Origin of the sequence: Sphingobium indicum BiD32 (assembly GCF_000382885.1) — a bacterium.
Taxonomy (GTDB): domain Bacteria; phylum Pseudomonadota; class Alphaproteobacteria; order Sphingomonadales; family Sphingomonadaceae; genus Sphingobium; species Sphingobium japonicum_C.
Window position 1 is genome coordinate 20,036 of the sequence record NZ_CAVK010000151.1, and the last position, 11,676, is coordinate 31,711.

General features: G+C 64.4%; 12 protein-coding genes. 7 read left to right on the top strand and 5 right to left on the bottom strand.

All coding sequences use genetic code 11. The features are described from left to right. Positions 1 to 53: 53 nt before the first annotated feature. Together gatA and gatC are read right to left on the bottom strand one after the other, a co-directional pair. Positions 54 to 1,538 carry an Asp-tRNA(Asn)/Glu-tRNA(Gln) amidotransferase subunit GatA gene (gatA, locus tag EBBID32_RS15395; RefSeq protein ID WP_006960059.1) on the bottom strand — a complete coding sequence of 495 codons (1,485 nt, stop codon included), beginning with the start codon at positions 1,536 to 1,538 and terminating at the stop codon, positions 54 to 56. Between the two features lie 109 nt (positions 1,539 to 1,647). Then, positions 1,648 to 1,935: an Asp-tRNA(Asn)/Glu-tRNA(Gln) amidotransferase subunit GatC gene (gatC, locus tag EBBID32_RS15400; RefSeq protein WP_006960061.1), complete on the bottom strand. Its 288-nt coding sequence runs from the start codon at positions 1,933 to 1,935 to the stop codon at positions 1,648 to 1,650. Positions 1,936 to 2,075: 140 nt separating this feature from the next. On the opposite strand from gatC, the gene EBBID32_RS15405 reads away from it, so the two are divergent. Both EBBID32_RS15405 and ruvX read left to right on the top strand, forming a co-directional pair. After that, positions 2,076 to 3,194 carry a DUF3089 domain-containing protein gene (locus EBBID32_RS15405; protein ID WP_006960063.1) on the top strand — a complete coding sequence of 373 codons (1,119 nt, stop codon included), beginning with the start codon at positions 2,076 to 2,078 and terminating at the stop codon, positions 3,192 to 3,194. Further along, positions 3,191 to 3,661 carry a Holliday junction resolvase RuvX gene (gene ruvX, locus EBBID32_RS15410; RefSeq protein ID WP_006960065.1) on the top strand — a complete coding sequence of 157 codons (471 nt, stop codon included), beginning with the start codon at positions 3,191 to 3,193 and terminating at the stop codon, positions 3,659 to 3,661. The genes EBBID32_RS15405 and ruvX overlap by 4 nt, the downstream gene beginning before the upstream one ends. 184 nt (positions 3,662 to 3,845) lie before the next feature. Here ruvX and EBBID32_RS15415 read toward each other — a convergent pair whose 3' ends face one another. The 3 genes from EBBID32_RS15415 to serB all read right to left on the bottom strand — a co-directional run bounded on the left by EBBID32_RS15415 (position 3,846) and on the right by serB (position 6,703). Further along, positions 3,846 to 5,312, bottom strand: coding sequence for a L,D-transpeptidase family protein (locus tag EBBID32_RS15415; protein ID WP_006960067.1), 1,467 nt, complete (start codon positions 5,310 to 5,312; stop codon positions 3,846 to 3,848). Between the two features lie 86 nt (positions 5,313 to 5,398). Then, a complete protein-coding gene (locus tag EBBID32_RS15420; protein ID WP_006960069.1) occupies positions 5,399 to 5,653 on the bottom strand; it encodes a hypothetical protein in 255 nt (84 codons plus the stop codon). Positions 5,654 to 5,824: 171 nt separating this feature from the next. Beyond that, positions 5,825 to 6,703: a phosphoserine phosphatase SerB gene (gene serB, locus EBBID32_RS15425; RefSeq protein ID WP_006960072.1), complete on the bottom strand. Its 879-nt coding sequence runs from the start codon at positions 6,701 to 6,703 to the stop codon at positions 5,825 to 5,827. On the opposite strand from serB, the gene miaA reads away from it, so the two are divergent. The 5 genes from miaA to ilvC all read left to right on the top strand — a co-directional run bounded on the left by miaA (position 6,702) and on the right by ilvC (position 11,600). Further along, positions 6,702 to 7,646, top strand: a complete 945-nt coding sequence (gene miaA / locus EBBID32_RS15430; RefSeq protein ID WP_006960073.1) for a tRNA (adenosine(37)-N6)-dimethylallyltransferase MiaA — start codon at positions 6,702 to 6,704, stop codon at positions 7,644 to 7,646. The two genes, serB and miaA, sit on opposite strands and share 2 nt — an antisense overlap. Before the next feature lie 100 nt (positions 7,647 to 7,746). Then, positions 7,747 to 9,498, top strand: coding sequence for an acetolactate synthase 3 large subunit (locus EBBID32_RS15435; RefSeq protein WP_037491115.1), 1,752 nt, complete (start codon positions 7,747 to 7,749; stop codon positions 9,496 to 9,498). Between the two features lie 10 nt (positions 9,499 to 9,508). Then, a complete protein-coding gene (locus EBBID32_RS15440; RefSeq protein ID WP_006960077.1) occupies positions 9,509 to 9,868 on the top strand; it encodes a hypothetical protein in 360 nt (119 codons plus the stop codon). After that, entirely contained in the window at positions 9,868 to 10,383 is a 516-nt protein-coding gene (ilvN, locus tag EBBID32_RS15445; RefSeq protein ID WP_006960079.1) for an acetolactate synthase small subunit, read from the top strand. Before EBBID32_RS15440 ends, ilvN begins: the two co-directional genes overlap by 1 nt. 197 nt (positions 10,384 to 10,580) lie before the next feature. Further along, complete coding sequence (gene ilvC / locus EBBID32_RS15450; protein ID WP_006960081.1) at positions 10,581 to 11,600, top strand: ketol-acid reductoisomerase; 1,020 nt, start codon at positions 10,581 to 10,583, stop codon at positions 11,598 to 11,600. Positions 11,601 to 11,676 lie beyond the last annotated feature (76 nt).

Consider the following 11,676-nt stretch of genomic DNA (forward strand, 5'->3'; position numbering starts at 1 on the left):
CCAAAAGAAAAATGCAGCCCTTCGACAAGCTCAGGGCGAACGGGAATATTAGATCACCACCATTTGTCCGGCCGCGCCACAAAGCCAGCCCGTTCCTCGATCGCCAACCCTGCGTTCAGCACCGTCTGCTCGTCCAGCGCCTTGCCGATGATCTGGAGGCCCAGCGGCAGCCCTTGACTGTCCAGCCCTCCCGGCACGCTCATCGCCGGCAGTCCTGCCAGCGAAGCCGGCACGGTGAACACGTCGTTCAGATACATGGCCAGTGGATCGGCCTGCTTTTCGCCCAGCGTGAAGGCCGCGCTCGGTGCGGTCGGCGTCAGCAGCAGGTCGCATTGCTCGAAGGCCCGGTCGAAGTCGCGCGAAATCAGCGCCCGGACCTTCTGCGCCTGGGTATAATAAGCGTCGTAGAAACCGGCCGACAGCACATAGGTGCCGATCATGATGCGGCGCTTGACCTCCGGGCCGAAACCGGCGGCGCGGGTTGCGGCATACATGTCCTGCAAGCCTGCGCCATCGGGCAGGTCGCGCTGGCCATAGCGCACGCCGTCATAGCGGGCGAGGTTGGAGGAGGCTTCGGCGGGCGCGATGATATAGTAGGTTGGCAGCGCATATTTCGTGTGCGGCAGCGACACTTCCACCACATTGGCACCGGCGTCCTTGAGCCATGCGATGCCCTGGTCCCAGAGCGCAGCAATTTCCGCGTTCAGGCCATCGGGGCGATATTCTTTGGGAATGCCGACCGTCTTGCCCGTGAGGTTACTCGACAAGCCTGCTTCCCACTGAGGGACCGCGAGATCGAGGCTGGTCGAATCCTTGGGATCAAAGCCCGCCATCACCTCCAGCAGCAACGCATTGTCGCGCACCGTCCGCGCCATCGGCCCGGCCTGATCCAGCGAACTCGCAAACGCCACGATGCCCCAGCGCGAACAGCGGCCATAGGTCGGCTTGATGCCCGATATGCCGGTGAAGGCGGCAGGCTGGCGGATCGATCCACCCGTATCGGTGCCGGTCGCCGCCGGGCACAGCCGCGCGGAAATGGCGGAGGAGGAGCCGCCCGACGATCCGCCGGGAGCCAGCGCCGCATTGTCGCCGCCGCCGCGCTTCCATGGGGAAATCACATTGCCGAAATAGCTGGTCTCGTTGGACGACCCCATCGCGAACTGATCCAGGTTCAGCTTGCCCAGCATCCCCGCGCCCGCCGCCCACAGCTTGCCCGACACGGTCGATTCATAGGTCGGCACAAAGCCTTCCAGCATGTGCGACGCGGCGGTCGTCTGCACGCCTTCGGTGCAGAACAGATCCTTCATGCCAATCGGCACGCCGGACAGCGCGCCCGGCGTTTCGCCAGCGGCCTTCGCAGCATCGGCTGCGTCGGCGGCTGCCAGCGCCTTTTCCGGCGTCTCGACGATGAAGGCGTTAAGCGCCTTGGCCGCCGCGACATTGGCGTTGAAACCCTCCGCCACTTCGCGCGCGGAAAAATCACCAGCGCGGAACCCGTCGCGGATTTCGGCTACGGTCAGGTCAGTAAGATTGGTCATACCCAAAATTCCGTTCGGGCTGAGCTTGTCGAAGCCCAGTCCTTCTTAAAAAAAGTGCGGCCCTTCGACAGGCTCAGGGCGAACGGGGAAGGGAAGCGCACGGCCTTCCTCACTCGATCACCTTGGGAACGGCAAAAAAGCCATGTTCGGCCTGGGGCGCATTGGCCAGCACCTTGTCGCGGACATTGCCGTCGGTCACGGCGTCCACGCGCAGGCGTTGGATATTGGGGATAACGGCGGTCATCGGCTCTATGCCGGTGACATCCACCTCACCCAGTTGCTCCACCCAGCCAAGGATGTTGTTGAGTTCGGGCACCATGGCTTGCGCTTCGGCGTCAGTTACCGAAATGCGCGAGAGGCTGGCGATCTTTTTTACGGTTTGAAGGTCTATCGACATGGCTTCGCCGCTAGCACTCGGTTTACCGCGCTTCAAGGGGCGACCTGCCGACCATGGTTCATCTTGCGCCGCCGCAGCGCTTGGGCCAGACAGGCGGGCAGAAAGGCGGGACGGGTTCCGCCCGACATCGGAGAGCAGTCGTGGCGCGCAAATTCCTCTATGTCATCGCTGGCCTTGTGGTGCTGGTGATCGCCGCGCTGCTGGTTTATCGCATCTGGGGGATGCAGCTGATCCGCGCGGTCATGGTCCCGCGTGAGGCGTTTAGCGACCTTAAACCCCTGCCCGCCGACGCCTATGACGGACAGGCGATGTGGATCGCCCGGCCCGATATCGTGAAGGACAATCCGGCGCTCTGGACACCGCAGGGGATCAAGGACGCGCCCGTGCCGGAAAAGGCGGCGGTGTTCTTCATCCACCCTACCAGCTATATCACCACCTTTGGCGACGCCCACTGGAACGTCCGGCTGGACGACAAGGAGGCTGCCAGCACCGCGCGCCGCTTCGTCACCGGACAGGCCAGCGCCTTCAACGCGGCGGGCAATATCTGGGCGCCGCGCTATCGCCAGGCCAATTATGGCGCCTTCCTGACCGACGAGCCGGAGGGGGACAAGGCGCTGGCCGCTGCCTATCGCGACGTGGCCCAGGCGTTTGCCGCCTTCCTGAAAGCCAATCCGACCGGGCCGCTGATCCTGGCCGGGCATAGCCAGGGGTCGCGCCACCTGCTGCAATTGCTGCGCGAACAGGTCGCAGACAAGCCGGTCGCCGATCGGGTCGCGGCGGTCTATGCGGTGGGCTGGCCGATCTCTGTGGAGGCGGACCTGCCCGCGCTCGGCCTGCCCGCCTGCGCACGGGCAGCGCAGGCGCATTGTATCGTCAGTTGGCAAAGCTATGCCGAACCGGCCGATCCATCAGCAGTGATCGAGACGTTCGGCAAGAAAACCGGCTACAGCGGCAAGCCGCGCAAGGGCACGCACATGCTCTGCACCAATCCCATCACCGGCGCATTCAACGGCGCGGCCCCGGCCAGCGCCAATCGCGGCACGCTCGACAGCCGCGAAGAAGGCAAGCCGCCGCGCCTGATCACCGGCATCGTCCCTGCGCGCTGCGACACCAGCGGCGTGCTGATGATCGGCGAGCCGGTGGACATGGGACCGTTCACCCTGCCGGGCAACAACTATCATGTTTACGACTATAGCCTGTTCTGGGCCAATGTCCGTGAGGATGCCGGGCAACGGCTGGCCGCGTTCCTCAAATCATGAGCCTGCTGACCACGGACCGCGTCGCCTTCCGCGACTGCCTGCCAGAGGGCGGGCGGCTGATCGGCATGGATGTGGGGACAAAGACGATCGGGCTGGCGCTGTGCGACGATCGCTGGTCGATCGCCAGTCCGGCCCATACCATCAACCGCGGCAAGTTCACCAAGGACAAGATCGCCATCGCGGCCTTTATCGCGGAGCAGCAGGTCAAGGGTATCGTCATCGGCCTACCGCTCAACCTCGACGGCACCGGCAGCCCACGCAGCCAGTCCAGCCGCGCCTTTGCCCAGAACCTCCTGGATCTGGGACTGCCCATCCTGCTGTGGGACGAACGCTGGTCGACCCAGGCGGTGACGCGCACCCTGCTGGAAGCCGACGCCAGCCGCGCCCGCCGCGAAGTGCTGGTCGACAAGCTGGCCGCCAGCTACATTTTGCAGGGCGCGATCGACGGGCTGGTGGCGGGGCTTTAGGGGCGGGCGTCCTTGCGTTCGTTTGAGCCAGCCTCATAACCGTTCGTCCTGAGTGGCCATTGAGCTTGTCGAAATGGCGTATCGAAGGACTGCGGTTAGGCGCGCCCCTTCGATATGGGCCTTCGACTTCGCCAAGTTCCTACTCAGGGCGAACGGTTGTGGGTCAAATCAATCTTGCCCTGACCTACTCCCCGTCCCGCCCATAGACGTCGGGCAGAAACTGCGCGCCCTGCGCCGTGGGAACGGCGGTCAGATAGGTCAGAAACACTGGCACCGGCTGGGGCAGCGGCTGATGCTGTTCCGGGGCGCTGCCGTCCGCGACCGGCTGCTTGCCGAAGAACCAGCGGCCAAGGCGCTGGGCATCCTCCAGCCGGACGCAGCCATTGCTGAAATGGCGTGCGGGCTTGGCGAACAGGTCGCGTGACGGGGTGTCGTGCAGATAGATGCCAAGGTCGTTGGGGAACATGAACTTCACCCGGCCCATTGCATTGTCGCCGCCGGGCAATTGCCGCACCCGCACTTCGCTGCGCCCGGCCGCGACCGACCCCCAGTCGATCGCGCTCTGCGCCAGCGGCGCGGGGTTCGCGCTCCAGTCGGCCAGCGCTTCATAATGCAGACCTTTGAGCGACGCGCCGTTCAGGATTTTGGGCGCGACCCGGCTTTGCACCAGATCGGGCGGGATATTCCAATAGGGGTTGAGCGTGGCGTAGCGGATCATGCCCGCCATCATCGGCGTCTGCGTGTCCTTCGCGCCCGCCACGACCTTCATCGTGCCGTCGAGCGCGCCCTTGCTATAATACCACAGTCGCGCCGATGCGGCATCGACCACGACGTGCCGCACCCAGGGACCGGGCAGCAGCCGGGTCCGTTCCATATTAAGCGCCAGCAGCCGTTCGTAATAGGCCGCCCCCCGGTTGAGCCCGATGATGGTCTGCGCCCCCGCGACACCATCGGCGGTCAGGCCATGGTCGCTCTGAAAGCTGCGCACCCGCGCCACCAGCGCCTTGTCATAGGCGGTGCCGTCGGGCAGGCCGAGTCGGTGGCGTAGCAGCGCGATTTCCGGTACGCGCCCGCCGGGACGCAGCTTGACGCCGTCGGGCACGCTCACATGGGGCAGGTCGCCCCATTTCGCCTGATAGTCCGAACGCGCGGTGCGTAACCGCATATAGAAGGGACTCATCCAGCCCGCCGTCTGGATATAGTCGGTCAGCGACGGGGTGATGGCGGCGGCGCGCAGCAGGTCGGATGGATCGGGATCGCGCGGTTCGACTTCCGGGTCGAGATAGCGCATCCCCATACCGCGCGCCGGGCGGCGCATGTCGGCGACCAGCGCGGCGAACGCCTTGGACAGGGCAAGGTCGGCGCGGGCCAGTGCCTTGGGGCTTGGGCTGGCGTCGGCTTCCTCAATCAGGCGCTGGAGGCCGCGCGGATCATAGTCGCGTGGATCGAGGCCATCGCCGTCAACGCTGGCGATCAGCGCCAGCAGCGCGTCGGCCTGTGGACCGATCGCCTCCTTTTCGACCCACAGCGGCCAATAGCCACGGGGTGCGTAAAATTCCTTGAGCTTGCCGCTGACGCCTGCGCGAATTTCCAACGCAACACTGGACTTCGCCGCGTCGGCGGGCGCGACCGGCTGGGCGCGCGCGGCCATCGGCGTGAAGGCACACGCTGCCAGCAGCAGAGCGAGGGGCAAGGTACGGGCGCGGCGGGGGTGCCGCGCCCGTTCTGGCTTACGGATCAGCCGCGTTCTCCGCGACGGGGCGCGGTCGGCGGGGGCGGCGGCGGGCAAGGCGGACCCTGCACGGCGTGATACATGCCATCCGACGTATAATAACCGTCGACATAACCGTCGCCATCGCGGTCGGCAGCGACAGTGCCGGCAATCGCGCCGGGGCCGACCGGCGGCGCGACGGTGACGGGGGCTTCATTCTTCGCGCAGGCGCTCAGTGCGAGCAGCCCGGCAGCAGCCAAAGCCATATGGTTGATTTTCATATCTTCTCCCTGGGCGCGATGGCGGGGATCGCCGGACGCCGCGTTGAACCTCTTATCGCCAACTGGTGCGACGCGACGCCAACGTGCGAACCACGCAATCGAATCCATTACCGGAGCGAAATGACGGCGAATAGTGGCTTAACCACGATAATGCGTCGAAACGGCCGAAATTCAGTCCTGCACCCAATCGGCGGACGCGATGCCCTGCGCATAGAGCAGCACCGACAGGTCGCCATGGACGATCTCCGCCGCCGCCGCCGCGCGGGTCTTGGGCTTGGCATGATAGGCAACGCCCAGCCCTGCTCCTTCGATCATCGGAATGTCGTTCGCGCCATCGCCCACTGCCAGAGTCAGCGCGCGGTCGATACCGCCAGCGATCATCGCTTCCAGTTCCGCCCGTTTGCGCGCCGCATCGACAATCGGCCGGGTGACAGTGCCCAGCAGTGCGCCGTCGGCAATCTCCAGCACGTTGGCGACGGCGGCGTCGAAGCCGATCTCCTCCGCCACGGGTCCGGTGAAGCGGGTGAATCCGCCCGACACCAGCAATGCCTGTGCGCCGCGCGCCTTCATAGTGCGGACCAACGCCCTGGCGCCGGGCATGATGACGACCCGTTCGGCGCGGCAACGGTCGATGGCGCTGTCGTCCAGCCCCTTGAGCAGCGCGACCCGCTCGTCCAGTGCGCCCGCAAAATCCAGTTCGCCGCGCATCGCCCGTTCGGTGATCTCGGCAATTTGCGGCTTGATCCCGGCATAGTCGGCCAGTTCATCAATACACTCTACGGTGATCATGGTCGAATCCATGTCGGCGATGATGAGCGCCTTTTCGCGGGTGGCTTGGCGCTGGACGATCACGTCGACCCCCTGCCCCAGATCAATGAGCGCCGCGCGGGCCGCGACCGGATCGGCAGCGAAGAAAATATCGGCGGCCTTGTCCGCGTCCAGCCATAGAGTATCGCCCGGCTGGCAACCCGCCTTGGCCAGTCGATCGGCGGCCTCTGCAATATCCCCCTGCCCCATCGAGGCGCTTGCCACTAAGGTCGCGACGAACATGCTACACTCCGAACCAAGAACCGGCGAATCCCGCCCACGGGTCGCGCTTATTGCCGGGCCGACCGCCAGCGGCAAGAGCGCGCTTGCCATTGCGCTGGCCAAGGCCACCGGTGGCGTCGTCATCAACGCCGATGCCAGCCAAGTCTATGCCGATCTGGCGATCCTGTCCGCCCGGCCATCAGCAGAGGAAATGGGCGATGTGCCGCACCGGCTGTTCGGCCATATCGACGGGGCGGAGGCCTGCACCGCGCCGCGCTGGGCGGCCGAGGCGAAGGCCGAGATTGCCGCCGCCCATGAGGCGGGTCGCCTGCCGGTGCTGGTGGGCGGCACCGGCCTCTATATCCGCACCCTGCTCGACGGGATCGCCCCGGTGCCGGAGATTGACCCTGACATTCGTGCCACCGTCCGCGCGCTGCCGGTGGCCGATGCCCATGCGGCGCTGAGCATTGAGGACCCGGAGGCCGCCGCCCGGCTTGCTCCTGCCGATACGACGCGGGTGGCGCGGGCGCTGGAGGTGGTGCGGTCGACCGGCAGAGCGCTTAAGGCATGGCAGCAACATAAGAGCGGCGGAATTGGCGATCGGATCACCCTGTCCCCGATGATCCTGCTGCCGCCGCGCGACTGGTTGATGGAGCGGTGCGATCGCCGGTTCGGACAGATGATGGAGCAGGGCGCGGTGGCGGAAGTCGAGGCGCTGCTGGCGCGCAACCTGCACCCCGACCTGCCGGTAATGCGGGCGATTGGCGTGCCGGAAATCAGGGGCTGGATCAAAGGCGACACTGAACTGGACATATCAGTCGAAAAAGGCCGGCTGGCGACGCGGCAATATGCCAAGCGGCAATATACCTGGTTCTCCAACCAGCCGCCGCCGGGCTGGGACCGGGAAAGGCGGCACATTGATGACAATATTATCGGTGAAATGGTAATTAAATTACAACAATAGTATTTGACACGTCATTTTGTGTCAGATAGTGGCGGCCTCCTTGCCATTTCGCGTCGCTTGACGCAAAGGGCGCGGCTTGAACAATGCGAAGGAATCTATCGTGGCCGAAAAGAGCGGCGCGGACATTTTGGTCGAATGCCTGCTGGATCTGGGCGTCGAAGTCGTGTTCGGCTATCCGGGCGGCGCGGTGCTGCCCATTTACGACGCGCTCTTCAACCATCCCACGATCAAGCATGTGCTGGTCCGCCATGAACAGGGCGCGACCCATATGGCGGAGGGCTATGCCCGGTCGACCGGGAAGCCCGGCGTCGTTCTGGTCACGTCCGGTCCCGGTGCGACCAATGCCGTCACCGGCATCACCGACGCGCTGATGGATTCGATCCCCATGGTCGTCATCACCGGCCAGGTTCCAACCCAACTGATCGGCACCGATGCGTTTCAGGAAGCCGACACGGTCGGCATCACGCGCCACTGCACCAAGCATAATTATCTGGTGAAGGACCCGGCAAGACTCGCGGGCGTCATTCATGAGGCGTTCCATATCGCCACCACTGGCCGCCCCGGCCCGGTCGTCATCGACATTCCCAAAAATGTCCAGATCGCCACCGCGCCCTACAAGCGTCCCGAACCCGTCGCCCATGCCAGCTATCATCCGCAGACCAAGGCGGACGCCGCCGGGATCGACAGCGCGGTCGAGATGCTGGCCGCGGCGGAACGCCCGGTTTTCTACACTGGCGGCGGCGTCATCAACAGCGGGCCGGAAGCTTCCACCCTGCTGCGCGAAATCGCCGCGCTGACCGGCGCGCCCGTCACCTCTACGCTGATGGGTCTGGGTGCCTATCCCGCAACCGGCCCGCAATGGCTGGGGATGCTGGGGATGCACGGCACCTATGAAGCCAATTATGCAATGAATCAGGCGGACCTGATCATCTGCGTCGGCGCGCGCTTCGACGATCGCGTCACCGGCCGTCTGGATGCCTTTGCGCCGGGCAGCCGCAAGGTCCATATCGACATCGACCGCAGCTCGATCAACAAGATCGTCGATGTCGACGTCGCCATCGTCGCCGACGTTGGCAGCGCATTGGCCGACATGATCGCGCTGTGGAAGGCGCGCGGCCATGAAGCCGCCAACCTGTCGGGCTGGTGGGCGCAAATCGATGGCTGGCGCGCGAAAAAGTCGCTCGACTATGCCGAAAATGCGACCGATATCATGCCCCAGCGCGCGATTGCCGATCTCTACACGGCATGCACGGCGACCGGCAAGGACATCATCATCACCACCGAAGTCGGCCAGCATCAGATGTGGGCGGCGCAGCATTTCGGCTTCGACGCGCCCAACAAATGGCTGACGTCGGGTGGCCTTGGCACGATGGGCTATGGCTTTCCCGCCGCCATCGGCGCGCAGATGGGCAATCCCGACAGTCTGGTCATCTGCGTCGCGGGCGATGCGTCGATCCAGATGAACATTCAGGAAATGGGGACGGCCAGCCAATATCGCCTGCCGGTCAAGATCTTCATCCTGAACAATGAATATATGGGCATGGTCCGCCAGTGGCAGGAACTGACCTATCAGAGCCGCTATTCCAACAGCTATTCCGACAGCCTGCCCGATTTCGTGAAGCTGGCCGAAGCCTATGGCTGGACCGGCATCCGCATCGACGGCCCCGCTGACCTGGAAAGCGGCATCCGCGCCATGATCGACACGCCCGGCCCGGTGATCGTCGATTGCCGCGTGGCCAAACTGTCCAACTGTTTCCCGATGATCCCGTCCGGCGCGGCGCATACCGAAATGCTGCTCGATCCCAGCCAGGTGAAGGGCAGCATGACGGACGAGGCGAAGGCATTGGTATGAGGATGGGGGTGTGACCCAACATCTGAAGCTTCGCATCCACGTCACGGAACCATGGGATTTCGAGCGGAACGCGGGCAGCGCCGAGCTGACCGGCTGGACCATCGACCATGCCGACCCGGACAATGAGGAATGGGAAGTGCATCTGGACCATGGGTTCGAGCATCATGAGCGGCACATCGGCACGTTGCTGATCGGGCCGCGCTATGTGGGCGAACATCTGAGCCGGATGTTCGATGCGGTGACGGGTTTTCCCGTCCGCCTCGCCCACCGGCAGGATGGCGGCTGGCACTATGCCTTTACGGCAATGATTTCGCAGCGCCCCGACAATGCGGACGGGCACGCTGAACAGGACAACGGGACAAGCATCTGATGCATATTCAGGAAGAACTGAACCAGCGGCACGTCCTGTCGCTGACCGTCTCCAACGAGGCGGGCATATTGGCGCGCATCGCGGGGCTGTTCACTGCGCGCGGCTATAATATCGACAGCCTGACCGTGGCCGACATCACCCCCGACCATGGGGTGAGCCGCATCACCATCGTCACCAGCGGCCCGCCCAAGGTGATCGACCAGATCATGGCACAACTCGACCGGCTGGTCCCGGTCCACAAGGTCACCGACCTCACCGAAAGCGGCCCCTTCGTCGAGCGCGAGCTGGCGCTGGTGAAGGTGGCGGGCATTGGCGAGGACCGGATCGAAGCGCTGCGCCTGGCCGACGTGTTCCGCGCCAAGGTGGTCGATACGACCATCGAAAGCTTCATTTTCGAGATTACCGGCACCACCGACAAGGTCGATAATTTCGTCGGGCTGATGCGGCAGATCGGTCTGGTCGAAGTCGGCCGCACCGGTGTCGTTGGCCTGATCCGGGGGAAAGACGCGATTTAACGGATTCCCTCTCCCAATGGGGAGAGGGTTGCGCAGCCTTGGCAGCTCGCTGCCTAGGCGAAGCTGGGAGAGGGGGCAGCGACGTTCGTCCGTCCAAACCCCCTCTCCAACTTCATCTAGGCCCGGCTGCGCCAGGCCAAGATTTCATATCCTCTCCCCGGCGGGGCGAGGAGATTTGTTCGAGGGAAGAGACACTCATGAAGGTTTATTACGATCACGACGCGGACATCGGCCTGATCAAGGGCAAGAAGGTCGCCATCCTGGGTTACGGCTCACAGGGTCATGCCCATGCGCAGAATCTGCGCGACAGCGGCGTGGCCGAAGTCGCCATCGCCCTGCGCGCCGGTTCGGCGTCGGCCAAGAAGGCCGAGGGTGCAGGCTTCAAGGTTCTGCCGAACGCGGAAGCCGCCGCATGGGCAGACGTCCTGATGATCCTGGCCCCCGACGAGCATCAGGCCGCCATCTATGCCGACGACATTCACGCCAATCTGCGCCCCGGCGCGGCGCTGGCCTTTGCCCATGGCCTGAACGTCCATTTCGGCCTGATCGAAACCCGCAAGGATGTGGACGTCATCATGATCGCGCCCAAGGGTCCGGGCCACACCGTGCGCAGCGAATATCAGCGCGGCGGTGGCGTTCCCTGCCTGATCGCGGTCCATCAGGATGCGACCGGCAATGCGCATGACATCGCCCTGTCCTACGCTTCGGGCGTCGGTGGCGGCCGCAGCGGCATCATCGAAACCAATTTCCGCGAAGAGTGCGAAACCGATCTGTTCGGCGAGCAGGCCGTGCTGTGCGGCGGTGCCACCGCTCTGGTCCAGGCCGGTTTTGAAACGCTGGTCGAAGCCGGTTACGCGCCGGAAATGGCCTATTTCGAGTGTCTGCACGAACTCAAGCTGATCGTCGACCTGATGTATGAAGGCGGCATTGCCAACATGCGCTATTCGATCAGCAATACCGCCGAATATGGCGATATCAAGACCGGCCCGCGCATCATCACCGAAGAGACCAAGAAGGAAATGAAGCGCGTCCTGGCCGACATCCAGTCGGGCCGCTTCGTCAAGGACTTCGTGCTCGACAACCGCGCCGGCCAGCCGGAGCTGAAGGCCAGCCGCATCGCCGCCCAGCGCCACCCGATCGAGGAAACCGGCGCCAAGCTGCGCGCGATGATGCCCTGGATCGGCGCCAACAAGCTGGTGGATCAGGAAAAGAACTGACCAAATATTCCTCCCCTGCAAGGGGAGGGGGACCGTTCGCGAAGCGAATGGTGGAGGGGTGTCACCCTCTCGATAG